We start from the raw sequence: 16,764 nt of genomic DNA on the forward strand, positions 1-16,764 counted from the left end.
TTCTACACAGCGTTCGGAGACCCCTCCCCAACTAGCAACCGGGCGCAGGAATTGTGGTCGGTCGCGTCTTCATGCTTCGGCGGACAGGTACGAGTCGAGATCGGTCATGAGGTGCCGGAGGACGTTGTGTGAGTCCGGGGAGTGGGTGCCCGTGTCGATCGTTCGGGCTGCCGCAGTTATATCGTGATTGACGACGAGGGTGAAGACGTCGGTGTTGGCCTCGACGGTCCGGAGTTCTGTCTGGGCTATCTGGAGTCTTCGCCTCATTGCCGCCGGTACCTCGTTGCTGCCGCCCGGTTGACGGTGCCGGATGCGACGAAGGAGTTCGGTCAGGTCCGGCGGCAGGATGAAAAAGGCATGGAACTTGTCCGGCCCTAGCCGGAGCAGCTCGAGGGCGCCTTGGACGTCGACGTCGGTGACCGCTGTCCGGCCTGAGCCGGCCGACCGGGCCAGCTCGGCGAAGGACGTAGCGTAAAAACTCGTGTCGTACCCCTTCACCTGAATGAATTCTCCGGCGGCGATCATTCCCGACATTTCCTGGGGTGAGACGAACCAGTAGTCGATGCCGTGTCGTTCGAGTACGGATGTGCTTTGCCGTGGGCTCCTGGTGGTGTGCGAGATCAGCTGGCTGTATGTTCCCAGCTCGATCAGCGCCGCCTTGACGGAGTCCTTGCCTGCGCCCGATGGTCCGACCAGCAGGACAACCTTGTCAGTTCCCAGCTCGGCCACTCTCGACAACGGTGGCCGATATTCGGTCACGGCTCGGGTCAATGTCTTCAGTACAGTCAAGCGATCTCCCGACGATGTGATCGTTTGCTTCAGACCAGTGCATGAATCACCTTTATCCCACGTACTTTCAATACGATGCCATCCGAGCCCTTGACTCGCCAGTCGCGCGGCGTGGATGCTGGCGATTCCCGGCAGATAAGGAGAAGATCTGGAGCAGTCTTGGGTAGGAGTTTCGGAACGGAAGGGCGAGCACCATCATGATGCTGAAGGAGAGTATTCGGTACGGTCGATGGCTGGACACAGCGTCCGGGCGCCGCCTGAATCTCCTGAATCCGTCAGAAGATTCGATCTCGGTGCACGACATCGCTGGTGCACTATCCCGGATATGCAGGTTCGGCGGACATGTCACGGAATTCTATTCCGTTGCCCAGCATAGTGTGCTGGTCGCCGACCTGGTGGTCCGGATGGGCCGTCCCGAACTCGGTGCACTTGCTTTGCATCACGATTCTCACGAAGCCTATATCGGTGACATCCCGACACCGTTGAAGAAGGCACTTCGTGATGTCGGCCAGTTCGACGGCCTTAAGCGGTTGGCGGAATCAGTAGACCGGGCCATCGGCCGGGCTCTGGCGATCGAGCTGCCGATTCAGGGCGAGCCGGGCGAGGTGGTGAAGTCAGCCGATCGGATCGCGTTCCAGATCGAGGCCCGGAGGTTGCTCCACGACCACGGGCTGAGTGCGATCCGGGATGACGGTGGTGCGATCCTCGACGATGTTCCGTCCTGTGCTCCGGGTCTTCCTCCCGAGGCGGCCATGGAACTCTTCATGGATCGGCACGAGCAATTATCCTGACAACGGGGTTGGGGGGAGTTTGACCAGTGCTGCTAGTGTGATTCTGTTTTCCGGTGGCCGTGACTCGTCGTTGGCCGCCTGTCTCGAAGCAAACAGTGGTCGTGACCTGACACTGATGACCGCGCGGACCGGGGCCACCATTGACACCGATGTCGTCAGTCTCCGGGTCGACGAGATCCGCCGCGCGTTTCCCGGCGTGACTGTCGAGCATCGGACGACGCACAGCTCGGGTATCTTCCGCCGCATCGCACTAGCCGATATCGAGCGCGACTTCGCCCGATACCGGACGAACCTGATCCTGCTGGGTCACCAGCTGGCGATCCAGAGCGAGTCGATCATTCTTTCGCTTCGGTGCGGGTCCAGCCGGGTGATATCCGGATTCTCTGCATACCAGGCGCACGAGTACATGGAACAAACTCCGCCGGCGGTGGATTTCTCGCGTGCGTTGTTCGCGGCTTTCGGTCTGTCCTTCGAGACGCCGATTCAGCGGTACGGCTCGCTCGACGAGGTGAAGTTCCAGTTGCTGGACTTCGGTGTGACGACGAAATCTCTCGAGGCGGTGTCCTTGTTTGCCGACACATTCTCTCCGGCTGCGCCGGAGGCAATTTCGGAATACTTGAGGAAGAAGCTGCCGGTCTGCCTCGACTATATCGAGCTGAAGAGCGGCGTCCGGCCGTCGGTCGAGCTGCCGGGCTGAGTGCCGACACGGCCTGACCATGCGAAACCGAATCTTTCTGCATTTCACTGACCACGAGATCCTCGCACGCCTGCCCGGTTCGAGCGGCGTCCTGGCCGCCACCTGCGGCGAGCTGGTCCGGCTCGCCATCGTCGCGTCGCCCGACCCTCCGCTCTTTCCGATCTCGGCCCATCACGAAAGGCCGGCCATCACCCGGTTGCTGCATTCCCTGGTTCCCCTGGTGGCCAACGGGCTGCTGGGAATCGCGGGGAGCGGTGCCAGCCCGCAAGTCAACCTCGCCGCCCGGCGCGTGCAGTTCGGGATGGACCGGGGGATCTTCAACTCGCTGTTCCTGCCCGACCAGGATGAGCTGGTGGACCGCTTTCGCTCCGCGTGGGTCGAGAAGACCGGGAACACGACCGTAGGGATCAGGCGGTCCTGGAACCGCGATGTCGTCGATCTCAGGAGTCCGCTGGCCGAGTCCCTGTACGGCGACCGGTTGCCGACCGACAGATTGCTTGACCGGCTGGTGAAGCTACCCGACGCTCTGGATGGCCGGCCGATGCTGGCCGACGTCGTGACTGGCGCGCTTGCCGCGAACGATCTTCGACTTGGTCGCGCGCACCTGCTCCGTGGTGATCTCGGTGCCTATCTGACCCGGCAATGGGCCGCCTCGTACGCGGACAGTCTCGCGGCTACCGTCTTCGGCGATCTCGGCCGTGGCAGGCCGGATATCTCCGCGATGACACCGAACCATTTCCCCACCGTCAAGGCAAGCGTTCTGCAGACGCTCCTCGATGAGCTGGGTATCCTCCGGCCGCTCACCTGCCTGCCGATCGGGCCGCTCGCGGTGGTACTGGCGCGGCAACCGGCTGAACGGTTCTATCTGGCCGCGGACCTGATCAGGCAGTCCGTCAGTGATTTCGAGCGCCTATCGGTGCGTAGGTTCGAAATCCTGAACCGGTACCGAGTTCGGTGTGGACGACGGGTGCTCTGGATCGGCCCGCGCCGCTTCCGTCCTCCCGGGAACCTTGATCGGGTCACCCGTGGGGCGATGGACGAGCTGGCCCGCCGGATCGGCATTTACGCAGAGGTCTACCAGTCCTATGAAGTCGACCTGACCAGAGAGGGAAGAAAGATGGGTAACCGGAAGTTCAAGGTGTCGAAGGTGCAGGGTGATGTGAACATCGCCGAGGACTCTGGGTCGATCACGAGCATCAAAGTCACCTCCGCTGACCTGGCCCAGCGCCTGCGGAGGGCGGCCGAGTCCGACCAGGCTGCCGCTGACTTCTCTGACTGGGTGCTGACGAACGCCGACCAACTGGCTGGAGAGGTCAGTCCGGAGGAGATCGCCGCTCAGGTCGCGTCGAAGGAACTTGCCCCTCGCAACAAAGCGCTCCTGCGGACAGTTGCTGAACGACTGGCGATCAGCGGTACTTCGTCCGGCTTCATCACCGCGGTGGTCGAGGCCATCAAGGCGATCGTCAGCTAGCGGGAAGCAGGCGAGTCAGGTGAGTCGAGGTCAGGGGGTACGAGGTTGGTCCGGCGTGGACCAGTCGACGCGCGAAACCGAGTGGCGCGTTCCGATGCCCTGTGATCCCAGCAGGCCTCGGTCCAAAGGATCGAGCGAGCTGACCGGCTTCGTTCGCGACGTGGTCGATCCGGCACTCTGGTCTGGGTCCGGCTTTGTCGTCGTGTCCGGGTTCCCAGTGCACGGAGAGATCCGGACCATCGAGAATGTCCTGGCCGGCTTCGGGGCGATGGTGGGGGCCCGGGTCTCGCAGACCCCGGCAGGACAACTGGTGACTCGGGTGACACCGGGAGCCGGTCCAACCGCGCGCGGTTTCGACTCTGACCGCCCGTTGCCGTTCCATACCGACCGCGCCGACGTCCTCGCCCTCCTCTGTGTACTTCCTGCGGCGGAAGGTGGGGAGACCTGTCTGGCGTCAGCTGGGTACGTCCATGACGTCCTCGCGCGAGAGGCGCCCGAGGAGCTGCGCTGCCTCTACCGCGTGTTTCCCAATGACCTGCGGGGTGAGGCCTTTCCGGGGTTCGGGGGATGGAGTGCGATACCGGTCTTCGCGCCGTCGCCGGAGGTACCGGTCGTCCGGTACCTCCGGCGATTCATCGAGCTGTCATCGAACTACCCCGATGCGCCGCGGTTGGAAACCGGTCAGGTAAAGGCTCTCGACAAGCTGGACGAGGTGCTGGCCCGCAACGGTACGGCATTGAACATCCGGCTCAACGCCGGAGATTTGCTTTTGGTGAACAATCTCCGCGTTCTTCACGCCCGCAAGCCCTTTCGTTGCCTGCCAGGATCCCCGCGGTTGCTGCTCCGCCTGTGGCTCTCATCCTCCGAGAGCCCGACCCTTCCGCAGAGCTTCATGCCGCTGTTCGGAGCCGTCCGCGGGGGAACCTATCGCGGTGGTGTCTGGCCAGCTGACCAACCACCTGTACACCTGGGCATGCCGGTCGCGCAGCACCCTTGGTACCAAGCTGGCTGAAGTGACACGTTCAGGTGTTCCGTTGCAGGGCCCGCCTGTCGTCTCCGAGGAAGACGACCCGATCCGCAAGGTCACCAGGTTGGATGAGATGCGCTTCCACGATCTGCGGCATTCGTGCGTGACGCTGTTGCTGAGGCTTGGTGTTCCGCCTCACATTGTTCAGGCGATCGTCGGGCACGCGGACGTGCAGGTGACGATGGCGATCTACGCGCATGCATCGCTGGAGGATCAGTGGAAGGCTCTGTCTCAGCTCGCGGAGGCGCTGGCTGCATAGACGTTGCGGTACTGGTTGCGGTACTCGCGGAAGGTTCGGCGGATCTCGGATCGAGATCTACGCTCAATTTGTGGTGGTCAGGGGCGGTCTCGAACCGCCGACCTTCCGCTTTTCAGGCGGACGCTCTACCAGCTGAGCTACCTGACCGGGAGAAAAGGATGGCGGCGGTGTTGTGCACCGCCGCCTTCTCCTGGCGACCCAGACGGGACTCGAACCCGCGACCTCCGCCGTGACAGGGCGGCACGCTAACCAACTGCGCTACTGGGCCAGATGACTCGATGATCTTACAGCATCTTCGAGGTGGTTCTGACATCGGCCTTTCGACCGTATCCCCAACGGGATTCGAACCCGCGTTACCGCCTTGAAAGGGCAGCGTCCTAGGCCACTAGACGATGGGGACTGGGACCGCGGGAGCCGAAGCTCCAGGGACAGCCAGAAGCATAGAGGAGATCGGGCCAAGGTCCAAAACGAGATACCGGACGAGGGCCTGCCTAGGCTGGGGGTGTGATGGAGATGACTCGGGCGGACTTCGAGGTGCTGGTGGCGGAGGCGCTGGATGAGGTGCCGGGGGAGTTGGCGGCGCTGATCGACAATGTGGCGATCTTTGTGGAGGACGAGCCGCCGGCGGGGGATCCGGAGTTGTTGGGGATCTATGAGGGGATTCCGTTGACGGAGCGGGGGCACTACTACGGCGGGGTGCTGCCGGATCGGATCACGATCTACCGGAATCCGACGTTGCGGATCTGCGAGACGGTCGAGGACGTCGTGGATGAGGTGAACATCACGGTGGTGCACGAGATCGCGCATCACTTCGGGATCGACGACGACCGGTTGCACGAGCTCGGGTACGGATAAGAGGCATGCCGAAACCGCCGTACGGTAACGAGTCCGTACGGCGGGGGGACGGCGGGGCTCAGGAGCGGCTGAAGAGCAGCTTCCAGGGCATCAGGGCCGACTCGAGCTGGACGCGGAGGCTCATCTTGGAGACGCCTTCGGTGCGCTCCTCGAAGTGGATCGGCACCTCGGCGATCCGCAGGCCGCGCTTGACCGTGCGGTAGTTCATCTCGACCTGGAACGAGTAGCCGTTGCTCTCGATCGAGGCGATGTCGATCCAGCGCAGGGTGTCGGCCTTCCAGGCCTTGAAGCCGGCGGTGGCGTCCTTCACGTGCAGGCGCAGGATCGCGTTCACGTAGAAGTTCGCGAACGCCGAGAGCGCGCGTCGGTGCCAGCCCCATTCGGCCGCGGCCGAGCCGCCCTCGACGTAGCGGGAGCCGATCACGACGCCGGCGTCGGTGGTGCGCAGCGTCTCGACCATGATCGGGATCACCGACGACGGGTGCGACAGGTCGGCATCCATCTGGATGACGATGTCGGCGCCTTCGTCCAGTGCGCGGGTGATCCCGGCGATGTAGGCGCGGCCGAGGCCGTCCTTGGTGGTGCGGTGCAGGACGCCGACCTTTTCCGGCGACTCCTTCGCGAGTTCGTCGGCCACGTCGCCCGTCCCGTCGGGGGAGTTGTCGTCGACGACGAGCAGCTCCAGCCCGGGCAGGTTCAGGTCGGACAGCAGCCCGGCCAGCACGGGCAGGTTCTCCCGCTCGTTGTAGGTCGGTACGACGATCACGATCTTGGCTAGCTCACCCATGCCATTCCTTCTTCGGGGATACCGGACGCTACCGCATTCAACGGGCGAGACCCCGAACGCGGTACGCCGAAACCCCAACGATCAGGTGACGGTCACAGCCCGGCGAGCGCCTCGCGGGTCGAGGTGAAGATCCGGAACTGGCCGCCCAGACCGGTCACCGACAGCGGCCGGTCGACCGGGCGGCCGACGCCGACCAGGGCCAGGGTGATGTTGTGCCGGCCGGCCAGGTTCCGCGCCTCGACCAGGTTCCCCAGGCCGGCCGAGCTGCAGAACGTGACGGCCGAGACGTCGATCAGCACCAGCCGCGCCGGCGGCGCCACCGCCGCCCGGATCGATTCGGACGCGAAATCGGCCGTGGCGATGTCGATCTCGCCGGACAACCGCACCAGCAGGACTCCGGGCTCCAGCTCCTCGGTCACCGCGTCGAACGTCGTTCTGATCATGTCGCCGTCCCGCGGCTCGCTTGTCACGCCGGTCTCTCCCCCGGGTAGTCCCGCACCGCCGGTCCGTCCTGACGGGTCGAACTGCCCTGATCAAACCGTATGCCCCAGCGCGGACCCGTCACAACGCTTCTGCCACGGATTACTCCGGAGCGTGATCTCCATCCTGTAAGCGCTCCCATGAAACGGGTGAAAGTCAAGCCTTGCAGCGAAGCCGTCGGTCCTGGAGCGAAGGCCGGACGCCGATGGTAGACAAGGGCCCCGACGCGAAGGAGCAGAACCATGGGCGTACTGGACGGCAAAGCGGCACTCGTCACCGGCGGTTCGCGCGGGATCGGCGCGGCGATCGTCCGCCGGCTGGCCGCGGACGGCGCCGTCGTGACGTTCACCTACAACGCGAGCGCGGCGGCCGCGGCCGAGGTGGTTGCCGAGGTCGAGACCGCCGGCGGGACGGCGATCGCCGTCCAGGCCGATCAGGCGGACGTCGCCGCGATCCCCGGGCTGTTCGACCGCGCGGCCGAGCCGACCGGCGTCCTCGACATCTTCGTCTGCAACGCGGCCCAGGCGATGGTGACGCCGATCGCCGCCGTGACCGAGACGTCGTACGACGAGTTGTTCGCGACCAATCTCCGCGGCCCGTTCTTCGCGATCCAGCGGGCCGGCGAGGTGCTGCCGGACGGCGGGCGGGTGATCGCGATCTCGACCCTGAACACCCAGATGCCGGTCCCCGGCGTCGCCCTGTACGCCGGGAGCAAGGCCGCGCTCGAGCAGTTCATGAAGATCGCCGCCCGCGAGTACGGATCGCGCGCGATCACCTTCAACTCGGTCTCCCCGGGCGCCACCTCGACCGACATGTTCCACGACCACAACCCGCCGGAGATCCAGGGCATGCTGGTCGCGGCCACCGCGCTCGGCCGGGTCGGAGAACCGTCGGACGTCGCCGATATCGTCGCTTTCCTGGCCGGTCCCGACAGCCGCTGGCTCACCGGCCAGAACCTGGCCGCCGCGGGCGGTCTGCTGATCTGAGGGCGCCGGAGGTCACGACATGCAGTTGCTCGACGAGATCGACGCCGCCGGCGATCCGGCGGTCGCCGCCGCGCTGACGAAGTACTTCAAGGTCGCACCCGGCAGTTACGGGTACGGCGACCGGTTCGTCGGCGTCAAGCTGTCGACGATCCGCGGCCTGCTCAAGCCCTACCTGCGAGCCGCGATCCCGCTCGCCGAGCTCGAGCAGGCCCTGACCAGCCCGATCCACGAGCACCGGCTGGCGATCCTCTGCCTGCTCGCCGATCGTGCGAGCCGCAGCCCGGGCGAGCGCCCCGAGATCTACGAGCGCTACCTGCGCAGTACGGCGTACATCAACAACTGGGATCTGGTCGACTGCAGCGCCGCCGAGATCGTCGGCGGCCATCTGCTCGACAGACCGCGTGACATGCTCGGCACGCTGGTGCGGTCGGAGAGCCTCTGGGAGCGCCGGATCGCGCTCGTCTCGACGCACTGGTTCATCCGCCGCGGCCAGAGCGCGGATATCTACGCCCTGGCCGTGCAGGTGCTCGACGATCGCGAGGACCTGATCCACAAGGCCGCCGGCTGGATGTTGCGGGAGGCAGGTAAACGCGTCTCGGAGCCGGAGCTCGTCGCGTTCCTCGACCAGTACGCCGCCGCGATGCCGCGGACCATGCTGCGGTACTCCATCGAACGCCTGACACCCGAGCAGCGCAAGCATTATCGCGATCGTCGATGAGCCATTCGGCCCAGCTCGAATGGACTGCCGAGCCCGGCGCACAGACCTACGCTGAGCGAACCCGAGTCGTGAAAGGCCCGTCCCATGAAGCTGATCCGCCTGGCCATGCTGGCGACCCTGGCCGCCGCCGGTCTGTACGCCGCTCCGTCGTCGGCCTCGGCCGCCGCCGAACCGATCTTCCAGATGCCTGTCCCGTGTGGTGAAACCTGGACGATGGCAACGCACAGCGGGCACACGCCGCCGGAGAAGCTCGACCTGATCAACACCAACGGCCGGACGCGCGGCGCGCCCGCGCTGGCCTCGGCCGCCGGGACGGTCACGGTCTCCGGCTTCGCCTCGGATGCCGGCAACATGGTGGTGATCGACCACGGCGACGGCTGGCAGACCCGCTACCTGCATCTCGACACCCGCACCGTCGCAGTCGGCAATGCAGTTGCCCTGGGCACCCAAATCGGGACGGTCGGGAACACCGGCAGCAACACCAGCGGCGCGCACCTGCATTACGAGCAGAAGCTGAACGGAACGGTCAAGCAGCCCAAGTTCCGCGGCGTCGAGGTACCGCGGAAGTGGGCGTACTTCCAGTACTCCGAGACCAGCGAGAACTGCAGCGGCCCGGTCGAGACCAAGTTCTGGGTCGACACCTTCCAGGACGCGCCCGGCTACGCCGCTCCCGGCGTCAACCCGTCGACCGGCACGCTCAAGAAGGGCACCAGCTACGTCTACTGCCGCGTCGAGGGCCCGGTGGTGCGGGTCGGCAACAGCTTCAACAAGTGGTGGCTGAAGACCGACCTGGACGCCGGCCCGCGGAACCAGTTCGTCTCGGCGTACTACTTGTCGCGCTGGGGCAACGACGAGGCCAAGGACAACGCGGGCCGCGACATCAAGGACTGTCCCGCCCAGTAGACGAGGGCCGCGAGGATCAGGTACGCCGGGATCAGCAGCAGGACGTCCTGGTTGACCACGGACGCCGACCACCCGGCGTCCCGATCCGCGCCCTGGACGCTCAGCCGGTTCACGGTGAGGAAGGTCAGATGTGTCCCGACACTGGCCCACAGTGAACCGGTTGCGGCGCGCGCCGCGACCAGCGTGAAGCCGAAGACGGTCAACAGGACCAGGTAGGCGACCGGGTCCTCACCCGGCGGGACGAGGCTCAGCTCCTGGCTGTCGAGATCCAGGATCCCGCCCAGAATGAGCTGGACGGCGGACGCGATCCCCGGCACCAGCAGGAACAGCCCAGTCGTCCCGACCGCGGCGACGAACCCGCCGTGCCGCGAGCGGAGCGCCGACCAGGCATGGCCGCGCAGGCTCAGCTCCTCCGGCAGGGCCTCGAGCAGGACGGCGATGATCGTGTTCGTCAGCAGGAACAGCAGCACGGTGCGGACGTCGAACCGGCCCCAGCTGATCCAGCCGGCGAGCGTGCCCGCGCCGAAGACCACGGCCGCGCTGCCGCCGGTGACCAGGACGCCGGTCAGCAGGCCGCGCAGCGGCGCGATCAGCCCGAGCTCCTTGCGGCGCCGGAACGGCCGGATCAGCAGTACGGCGACCAGCGCGCAGACCACCGCCGGCAGGTACTTGTTGTCCACGGCCGCCGAGACCGTGATCGAGCTTCCGAGCGCGATTCCCATCGCGGCAGCGCCGTACGCCGCCCGCCACCACACGTTCACCCCGTACCTCCCCAGTCGTCTGTCCGGCGAGCATATAACACGACCGTGTCAAAACAACGGGGATTTTGTCGACAAGTCCACCAAGCTGAGCTGTCAGGGAGTCGGATCGCTGTACGGCGGCGCTTCGAGCGCGCAGTGCCGGTGATGCCGGACGGCGACCTGCCGGCGCCGCGAGCCGTCGCCGAGGGTGACCCAGGCGATCACCGATCCGGACGCCGCCAGTACCGCCGAGATGATCAGCGCCCGGTGGAACCCCGCGCTGAAGGCCGGCGGATCCCGGTACATCGCGCCGGTGATCCCGGCCGCCATCGGGATCGCGGCCACCGCCATCAGCTGCGCCGAGCGCGCGACCGCGTTGTTCACCCCGGAGGCGATCCCGGCGTGGTGATCCTCGACCGACGACAGCACGGTCGCGGTCAGCGGCGCGACGGTCGACACCAGCCCCAGGCCCAGGACGACGACCGCGGGCAGTACGGCCGTCACGTAACCCGCTCCCGGTGAGATCCGCAGCATCAGCAGGAACCCGAGCGCCATCAGCACCGGCCCGACCGTCATCGGGATCCGGGCGCCGATCTTCTCCGACAGGCCGCCCGCGTACCCCGACAGGCCGAGCATCAGCGCGGTCATCGGCAACAAGGCCGCCCCGGCCCACAAGGCGGCGTACCCGAGCGCGGTCTGCAGGAAGACGACCACCAGGAACGTCGCCGTCCCCAGGCCGCCGTAGACCACGACGGTCACCAGGTTCGCCCCGGTGAAGCGCCGGTTCGCGAAGATGCCCGGCGGCAGCATCGGATGCGAGCTCCGCCGCTCGACGACCAGGAAGCTGACGAACGCGAGCATGCCGATGACGAGACTGGTCAGGACGCCGGCGTCCGAGAACCCTCGATCACCCGCCTGGATCAGCCCGAACGTGAACCCGCCGAGGCCGATCGTGGCCAGCGCCGCGCCGCTCACGTCGACCTTGCCGGCCGAGGTCTCGTCCCGCGTCTCCGGGACGTGCCGCAGGGTGACCAGCACGGTCACCAGCGCGATCGGCGCGTTGATCAGGAAGATCAGCCGCCAGGAGCCGCTGTCGACGAGCGTGCCGCCGACGAACGGGCCGATCGCGGCCGCGACCGACGTCAGCCCGGACCAGGCGCCGACCGCCTTGCCGCGGTCCGCGGGCGCGAAGCTGGTCTGCAGAATCGCCAGGCTGCCCGGCGTCAGCAGCGCGCCGCCGATGCCCTGCAGGACCCGGCCCGCGATCATCACCTCGAGGGTCGGCGCGATCGTGCAGATCACCGAGGCGACCGCGAACCAGATCACGCCCGTGACGTACATCCGGCGCCGTCCGAGCCGGTCGCCGAGGGAGCCGCTGAGCAGGATCAGCGACGCCAGCATCAACATGTAGCCGTTGACGATCCACTGCAGGCCGGCCATGTCCGCTTCGAGTTCTTCGCCCATCGCGGGCAGCGCGACATTGACCACCGTGCCGTCGAGGAAGGCCATCCCCGACCCGAGCGCGGTCGCCGCCAGTACCCATCGGGCCCGCGCCGTCCCGAATGCGATCCGATCCTCCGCCATGAACTCACAGTAAGCGTGCCCCCGGACAAACCGATTTCAGGGCAGGTCGAGCTGCACCACGACCAGCGCCTGGGCCGCCGGCAGATCCGGCTGGATCGCCAGCGCGGGCGGGTTTCCCCTCGCGCAGCGGGGTTCGGGAAGCAGCGGACAGACCGCGTTCAGCAGGCCGCCCGCGACGGTGATCGTGGTCGGCAACGCGCCCTCCGCGGCCGCGCTCAGCGGGCGCAGCGCCGCGTTGGCCCGGCGCGGTTTCTGCTCCGTACGCCGAACCGCCGAGCCGGACAGCCGATAGGTCAACCGGAGCTTCGTGGCCGGTGCGGCCAACTGCACTTCGCGAGTGGTGTCCACGGACGGCGTCTCGATAGCGACCGGCTGCTCGTCGGCCAGCACCTGCAGATCGGTCGCGCGCGGCGTCGTCCGGGTCATCATCCCGGGCAGCAACTCACCGGACGTCGGCACCTGCAGCAGCAGCAGATCAGTAGCCGTGGGCAACAAAATGTCCTCGACCATGTCGAAGGACCCGTCCGGCCGTGGGACGGCGGTCAGTCGGATCCCGGTCTCGGTCGTCCCCGGGCCGGCCGGTGTGGACGGCGCCTCGCTCGGTACGCCGGTCGTCTCGCCGACCCCCGGGCTCGGGGCGACCGGCGGCACCGCCGCTCCCGAACAGCCGACCAGCCCCCAGGTCAGCACGGCAGCAGCGAGTATCCGGGCGGGGTTTCGCATCTTTCCTCTGCCCTCCGAGAGATCCGGCCGCTTCCTCTGGCGGCCGGATCGAAGTTGCGCTTACGATACGCCGGAATTCACCGGATCCGTCCAATACCCGGTGAATTGGCAACGCAAACCCAGGGGGCCGCAATGCAGAAACAGAGGGTGTTCGACCGGCTTCGACCGGTATTTTCGAGAATTCCAGGTCCGGTAATTGCCCGGGTCGTTCTCGTAACCCTGGTCGGGTTCGTTCCGCTACTGCTCGCGACCCCTTCGCAAGCAGCCGCCGGGGCCACGCTGTACCTCGTACAGGGGCTGCCCGGGCAGGCCCTCGATCTCAGTGTCGACGGTCGTCAGGTGGCTGCCAAGGCCCCTTCCGCGAAGGTCGTCGGGCCGATCGCCGTCGCGGCCGGTCAGCGCACGATTACTGCCAAACAAGGCGGAAAGGTCGTCATCGAACGTCGGGTAACGGTCGGCTCCGGAGGCAGTCTCGACGTCGTGATCCACCAGCCGGCCGCTCCGACCGGCGCGCCGATGATCACGTCGTACAACAACAAGCTGGCCGCGGTGCCGGCCGACAAAGCCGCGCTGCGGGTCGCCCACACCGCGGCCGTCGGCCCGGCCGATATCCGGGTGAACGGAAAGGTGCTGTTCGCGAACGTAGCGAACGGAGAATCACTCGATGTAGTCGTTCCGGCCGCTACTTACCGTGTCGAAATCGTTCCGGCCGGTGCTTCTTCACCTGTTGTTCTCGGTCCGTTGGCTTTACCCGCGAAGGCCGGATATCTGACCCGGGTTTTCGCGGTCGGCGCCCCGACTTCGAAGACGATGACAGTCGCCGTCGGCACGATCAAACTCGCGGCGGCCGGATCGCAGAAGCCGGATCTGGTGAACACCGGCACCGGCGGCCAGGCTGCGGCGGCCGACCGTAGTCCGCTCGCCGTCCTGGCGCTGCTGGCCGCGTTGGCCGGAGCGGTCGCCGTCCGCAGGGTGGTGCGTCACTGAGGGCATTGCTGCTCGGACTGCTGTTGTGCTGCTGCGTGGGCCTGGAGGGGTGCACCGCGCAGCTGGACGGAGCTGTGCCGGGCACCGGGGTGGATGGCGGCCTCTCGACGCCGACGCCGCCGTCCACCCCAACTGGCGGTGACCCGTCGGCAGCCCGCAGCGGGACGCCGGCGGCCAGCCAGCGCATCCGCTTCGTGCCGACCCAGGTCGTGTTACCCGGTGGCGCCCAGGCGCCCGTAGTCCCCGCGGAAACCGCGGACGGCCAGCTGCAGGTCCCGTCCGCCGCGCAGCGCGTCGGCTGGTGGGACGGCGGCGCCCAGGCCGGTGACCCGTTCGGCTCGATCGTTCTGGCCGGTCACGTCGATACCAAGACGGAAGGGCTTGGCTTCTTCGCCCGGCTCCGGAAGGTCGAACCAGGGGAGCGCATCGCGCTCAAGGCCGGGAATCGCAGTGCGACGTACCGCATCACCACCATCCGGTCGGTGCCGAAAGACGCGCTCGCGACCCGCAGCGGCGCGTTCGATCAGACCGGCGACCATCGCCTCGTGCTGATCACCTGTACCGGTCCGTACGACGCGGCCGCCGGCGGTTACGCCGACAACCTGGTCGTCACCGCCACGGCCGAAGGGTTGGCGGAGTAGGCTCGGCGGTCATGGCCAGGTATTTCGATGTGCATCCGGAGAACCCCCAGAAGCGTGCCGTCGGCCAGGTGGTCGACCTCGTCCGCGGGGGCGGCCTGATCGCCTACCCGACGGACTCGTGTTTCGCACTCGGCTGCGCGCTCGGCAACCGGGACGGGATCGACCGGATCAAGCAGATCCGGCAGCTCGACGACCGGCACCACTTCACGCTGATGTGCCAGGACTTCGCGCAGCTCGGGCAGTTCGTGCACATCAGCAACGCGGTCTTCCGGGCGGTCAAGGCGACGACGCCGGGTAGCTACACGTTCATCCTGCCGGCCACCAAAGAGGTGCCGAAGCGGTTGCTGCACCCGAAGAAGAAGACGGTCGGCGTCCGGATCCCCGACCATGTGGTCACCCAGGCGCTGCTCGAGGAGCTCGGCGAGCCGATGCTGTCCAGCACGCTGCTGCTGCCCGGTCACGAGGAGCCGATGACACAGGGCTGGGAGATCAAGGAGGAGCTCGACAACCAGGTGGACGCCGTCATCGACGGTGAGACCGGCGTCGAGCCGACCACGGTGATCGACTTCTCCGACGACGTCCCCGAGGTGGTCCGGGTCGGCGCCGGCGACCCGAGCCCGTTCGAGTGAGGGCTTGCGCGCGGGGCAATTGATGCCGGATTGTGGCGAGGGACCGTAAATTAGTTCCCTCTCCCGCCCCGGAGGACTCCGATGCGACGTCTCCTCGTTGCGCTCCTTGCCTTGACCCTGGCGCTGGTCCCGACCACCGCCAACGCCTACGCGAACGCCTTCTTCCCGACTCAGAGCAGCGGCAACCGCGGTGCCGACGTCCTCGCGATCCAGTACCTGCTGCAGCACCACGGGCAGAGCACTCCGGCCGATGGCGTCTTCGGCGCCTCGACAGTGACCGCGGCCAAGGCCTTCCAGACCGCGAAGGGTCTCGGGGCGGACGGCATCGTCGGTCCGAACACCTGGGCCGCGCTGGTCCCGACTGTGCGCTCCGGCGACAACAGCGCGGCCGTGAAGGCACTCCAGGTCGAGCTGAACGCCAAGCGGCGCCTGAGCCTCCCGGTCGACGGCATCTTCGGTACGGCGGTCCGCGACGCGGTCGTCGCCTTCCAGTCGCACGCCGGCATCGGCGCGGACGGCATCGTCGGTCCGATCACCTGGCGCAACCTCACCTGGCACTACGACTACCCGGACTTCGCCGCGAACCTCTGCGACCAGGACCCGGACGGCAACGGTACGGCGGCCAACTGGGCCACCGCCGCCGCAGTAGCCCAGCTGGAGCAGGCGGGCCGCGCCTTCGCGAGCACTGGCCAGGGCAAGATCCCGTACGGCGACGCCGGGTTCGAGCACGGCGGTGACATCCCCGGCCACGGCAGCCACGAGGTCGGGCTGGACATCGACATCTGGCCGATCCGCACCGACAACAACCAATGCACCGCAGGTCGGATCACCTGGCAGTCCGCGACGTACGACCGAGCTGCCACGCGTCAGCTGGTCCAGGCGATCCGCGCTGCCGCGCCCGGCCACGTCCGGCTCATCTTCTTCAACGACCCGACGCTGATCAGCGAGGGCCTGACCACCGAGTGGCCCGCCCACGACAACCACTTGCATGTCCGTTTCTGCGAGAAGGTCCACCCGAACTCGCTCTACACCTGCTGACACACTGGCGACATGACGCTGACGCCCGACGAACTGCTGACCACCACCCGGACCGTCCGCAAGCGCCTGGACCTGGAGCGGCCCGTGCCGCTGGAGCTGGTCCGGGAGTGCATCGAGCTCGCCGTCCAGGCGCCGTCGGGCAGCAACCGGCAGACGTGGCACTGGATGGTCGTCACGGACGCCGAGAAGCGCGCTGCGATCGGTGAGTACTACCGGCGTGCGGTCGAGCAGTACCTGGCCGGCCCAGGCGCGGCCGGCAAGCTGCACGCTGACGATCCGGACCGTGCGCCGGTCCAGCGTCGCGTCGGCGACAGCGTCGCCTACCTGGGTGAGCGGATGGGGCAGGTCCCGGTTCTGGTCATTCCGTGCCTGCAGGTCAGCAAGCTGCCGGCCGGGAACCAGTCCGGCACGTGGGGGTCGATTCTCCCCGCTGCGTGGAGCTATTGCCTGGCCGCGCGATCCCGTGGGCTCGGCACGGCCTGGACGACGCTGCACATGGTCTACGAGCAGGAGATCCAGGAGCTGCTCGGACTGCCGGAGGAGATCCGGCAGTCCGTGCTGCTCCCGACTGCCTACTACACGGGTGACACCTTCAAGCCCGCCGCTCGGCAGTCACTTGACGACGTCATCCACTTCGATACCTTCTGACCGGGGTGGTG

Annotated in this window: 20 protein-coding genes and 3 tRNA genes; 14 read left to right on the top strand and 9 right to left on the bottom strand. The window is 67.0% G+C overall.

The window, feature by feature from the left end; genetic code table 11:
• Positions 1-69: 69 nt before the first annotated feature.
• Complete coding sequence (locus ACZ6ZD_RS11515; protein WP_465670843.1) at positions 70-789, bottom strand: guanylate kinase; 720 nt, start codon at positions 787-789, stop codon at positions 70-72.
• Positions 790-986: 197 nt separating this feature from the next.
• Here ACZ6ZD_RS11515 and ACZ6ZD_RS11520 point away from each other — a divergent pair, with 197 nt between their 5' ends.
• The 5 genes from ACZ6ZD_RS11520 to ACZ6ZD_RS11540 are packed head-to-tail and all read left to right on the top strand — an operon-like array spanning position 987 to position 5,034.
• Positions 987-1,580, top strand: coding sequence for an HD domain-containing protein (locus ACZ6ZD_RS11520; protein WP_465670845.1), 594 nt, complete (start codon positions 987-989; stop codon positions 1,578-1,580).
• Between the two features lie 37 nt (positions 1,581-1,617).
• Entirely contained in the window at positions 1,618-2,277 is a 660-nt protein-coding gene (locus tag ACZ6ZD_RS11525; RefSeq protein WP_465670846.1) for a hypothetical protein, read from the top strand.
• Positions 2,278-2,296: 19 nt separating this feature from the next.
• Positions 2,297-3,748 carry a hypothetical protein gene (locus ACZ6ZD_RS11530; protein WP_465670848.1) on the top strand — a complete coding sequence of 484 codons (1,452 nt, stop codon included), beginning with the start codon at positions 2,297-2,299 and terminating at the stop codon, positions 3,746-3,748.
• Positions 3,749-3,803: 55 nt separating this feature from the next.
• Positions 3,804-4,760 (top strand): TauD/TfdA family dioxygenase, encoded by a 957-nt coding sequence (locus tag ACZ6ZD_RS11535; protein ID WP_465670850.1) that lies wholly within the window; start codon positions 3,804-3,806, stop codon positions 4,758-4,760.
• A gap of 1 nt (position 4,761) precedes the next feature.
• Positions 4,762-5,034 carry a tyrosine-type recombinase/integrase gene (locus ACZ6ZD_RS11540; RefSeq protein WP_465670852.1) on the top strand — a complete coding sequence of 91 codons (273 nt, stop codon included), beginning with the start codon at positions 4,762-4,764 and terminating at the stop codon, positions 5,032-5,034.
• Between the two features lie 71 nt (positions 5,035-5,105).
• On the opposite strand, the gene ACZ6ZD_RS11545 is transcribed toward ACZ6ZD_RS11540, so the two are convergent.
• The 3 genes from ACZ6ZD_RS11545 to ACZ6ZD_RS11555 form a co-directional block, all read right to left on the bottom strand.
• Positions 5,106-5,181: transfer RNA gene (locus tag ACZ6ZD_RS11545), tRNA-Phe, on the bottom strand.
• A gap of 44 nt (positions 5,182-5,225) precedes the next feature.
• Positions 5,226-5,302, bottom strand: a tRNA-Asp gene (locus ACZ6ZD_RS11550).
• Positions 5,303-5,361: 59 nt separating this feature from the next.
• A tRNA-Glu gene (locus tag ACZ6ZD_RS11555) sits at positions 5,362-5,434 on the bottom strand.
• Between the two features lie 104 nt (positions 5,435-5,538).
• Between ACZ6ZD_RS11555 and ACZ6ZD_RS11560 the strand changes: the two genes are divergently transcribed.
• On the top strand, positions 5,539-5,889 hold the full coding sequence (locus ACZ6ZD_RS11560; RefSeq protein WP_184999602.1) for a metallopeptidase family protein: 351 nt from the start codon (positions 5,539-5,541) through the stop codon (positions 5,887-5,889).
• Positions 5,890-5,947: 58 nt separating this feature from the next.
• On the opposite strand, the gene ACZ6ZD_RS11565 is transcribed toward ACZ6ZD_RS11560, so the two are convergent.
• Entirely contained in the window at positions 5,948-6,676 is a 729-nt protein-coding gene (locus tag ACZ6ZD_RS11565) for a polyprenol monophosphomannose synthase (RefSeq protein ID WP_465670855.1), read from the bottom strand.
• A 92-nt stretch (positions 6,677-6,768) separates the two neighbouring features.
• A complete protein-coding gene (locus ACZ6ZD_RS11570) occupies positions 6,769-7,146 on the bottom strand; it encodes an STAS domain-containing protein (RefSeq protein WP_465670857.1) in 378 nt (125 codons plus the stop codon).
• Positions 7,147-7,398: 252 nt separating this feature from the next.
• On the opposite strand from ACZ6ZD_RS11570, the gene ACZ6ZD_RS11575 reads away from it, so the two are divergent.
• From ACZ6ZD_RS11575 to ACZ6ZD_RS11585, 3 genes are all read left to right on the top strand, one after another.
• Positions 7,399-8,142, top strand: a complete 744-nt coding sequence (locus ACZ6ZD_RS11575) for an SDR family oxidoreductase (protein WP_465670859.1) — start codon at positions 7,399-7,401, stop codon at positions 8,140-8,142.
• Between the two features lie 19 nt (positions 8,143-8,161).
• Positions 8,162-8,860 carry a DNA alkylation repair protein gene (locus ACZ6ZD_RS11580; protein WP_465670861.1) on the top strand — a complete coding sequence of 233 codons (699 nt, stop codon included), beginning with the start codon at positions 8,162-8,164 and terminating at the stop codon, positions 8,858-8,860.
• Positions 8,861-8,944: 84 nt separating this feature from the next.
• Complete coding sequence (locus ACZ6ZD_RS11585) at positions 8,945-9,763, top strand: M23 family metallopeptidase (RefSeq protein WP_465670863.1); 819 nt, start codon at positions 8,945-8,947, stop codon at positions 9,761-9,763.
• Here ACZ6ZD_RS11585 and ACZ6ZD_RS11590 read toward each other — a convergent pair.
• The 3 genes from ACZ6ZD_RS11590 to ACZ6ZD_RS11600 form a co-directional block, all read right to left on the bottom strand.
• Complete coding sequence (locus ACZ6ZD_RS11590) at positions 9,688-10,524, bottom strand: CPBP family glutamic-type intramembrane protease (protein WP_465670865.1); 837 nt, start codon at positions 10,522-10,524, stop codon at positions 9,688-9,690. The genes ACZ6ZD_RS11585 and ACZ6ZD_RS11590 overlap by 76 nt on opposite strands.
• A gap of 93 nt (positions 10,525-10,617) precedes the next feature.
• Positions 10,618-12,087 (bottom strand): MFS transporter, encoded by a 1,470-nt coding sequence (locus ACZ6ZD_RS11595; RefSeq protein WP_465670867.1) that lies wholly within the window; start codon positions 12,085-12,087, stop codon positions 10,618-10,620.
• Positions 12,088-12,123: 36 nt separating this feature from the next.
• Entirely contained in the window at positions 12,124-12,810 is a 687-nt protein-coding gene (locus tag ACZ6ZD_RS11600) for a hypothetical protein (RefSeq protein WP_465670869.1), read from the bottom strand.
• A 147-nt stretch (positions 12,811-12,957) separates the two neighbouring features.
• Here ACZ6ZD_RS11600 and ACZ6ZD_RS11605 point away from each other — a divergent pair, with 147 nt between their 5' ends.
• From ACZ6ZD_RS11605 to ACZ6ZD_RS11625, 5 genes are all read left to right on the top strand, one after another.
• Positions 12,958-13,797, top strand: coding sequence for a DUF4397 domain-containing protein (locus ACZ6ZD_RS11605; protein WP_465672681.1), 840 nt, complete (start codon positions 12,958-12,960; stop codon positions 13,795-13,797).
• Between the two features lie 5 nt (positions 13,798-13,802).
• Positions 13,803-14,438, top strand: a complete 636-nt coding sequence (locus tag ACZ6ZD_RS11610) for a class F sortase (protein ID WP_465670871.1) — start codon at positions 13,803-13,805, stop codon at positions 14,436-14,438.
• A gap of 11 nt (positions 14,439-14,449) precedes the next feature.
• Positions 14,450-15,067 (top strand): L-threonylcarbamoyladenylate synthase, encoded by a 618-nt coding sequence (locus ACZ6ZD_RS11615; protein ID WP_465670873.1) that lies wholly within the window; start codon positions 14,450-14,452, stop codon positions 15,065-15,067.
• Between the two features lie 81 nt (positions 15,068-15,148).
• Positions 15,149-16,105 (top strand): penicillin-insensitive murein endopeptidase, encoded by a 957-nt coding sequence (locus ACZ6ZD_RS11620; RefSeq protein WP_465670875.1) that lies wholly within the window; start codon positions 15,149-15,151, stop codon positions 16,103-16,105.
• Between the two features lie 12 nt (positions 16,106-16,117).
• Positions 16,118-16,753: a nitroreductase family protein gene (locus tag ACZ6ZD_RS11625; RefSeq protein ID WP_465670877.1), complete on the top strand. Its 636-nt coding sequence runs from the start codon at positions 16,118-16,120 to the stop codon at positions 16,751-16,753.
• The last annotated feature ends 11 nt before the right edge of the window (positions 16,754-16,764 follow it).

The organism is Kribbella sp. NPDC104218, assembly GCF_055584105.1.

Excerpts from the sequence above, each read along its gene's own strand:
- ACZ6ZD_RS11520 (WP_465670845.1), top strand. The coding sequence starts at position 987 with ATGATGCTGAAGGAGAGTATTCGGTACGGTCGATGGCTGGACACAGCG.
- ACZ6ZD_RS11530 (WP_465670848.1), top strand. The coding sequence starts at position 2,297 with ATGCGAAACCGAATCTTTCTGCATTTCACTGACCACGAGATCCTCGCA.
- ACZ6ZD_RS11565 (WP_465670855.1), bottom strand. The coding sequence starts at position 6,676 with ATGGGTGAGCTAGCCAAGATCGTGATCGTCGTACCGACCTACAACGAG.
- ACZ6ZD_RS11575 (WP_465670859.1), top strand. The coding sequence starts at position 7,399 with ATGGGCGTACTGGACGGCAAAGCGGCACTCGTCACCGGCGGTTCGCGC.
- ACZ6ZD_RS11580 (WP_465670861.1), top strand. The coding sequence starts at position 8,162 with ATGCAGTTGCTCGACGAGATCGACGCCGCCGGCGATCCGGCGGTCGCC.
- ACZ6ZD_RS11585 (WP_465670863.1), top strand. The coding sequence starts at position 8,945 with ATGAAGCTGATCCGCCTGGCCATGCTGGCGACCCTGGCCGCCGCCGGT.
- ACZ6ZD_RS11595 (WP_465670867.1), bottom strand. The coding sequence starts at position 12,087 with ATGGCGGAGGATCGGATCGCATTCGGGACGGCGCGGGCCCGATGGGTA.
- ACZ6ZD_RS11600 (WP_465670869.1), bottom strand. The coding sequence starts at position 12,810 with ATGCGAAACCCCGCCCGGATACTCGCTGCTGCCGTGCTGACCTGGGGG.
- ACZ6ZD_RS11615 (WP_465670873.1), top strand. The coding sequence starts at position 14,450 with ATGGCCAGGTATTTCGATGTGCATCCGGAGAACCCCCAGAAGCGTGCC.
- ACZ6ZD_RS11620 (WP_465670875.1), top strand. The coding sequence starts at position 15,149 with ATGCGACGTCTCCTCGTTGCGCTCCTTGCCTTGACCCTGGCGCTGGTC.
- ACZ6ZD_RS11625 (WP_465670877.1), top strand. The coding sequence starts at position 16,118 with ATGACGCTGACGCCCGACGAACTGCTGACCACCACCCGGACCGTCCGC.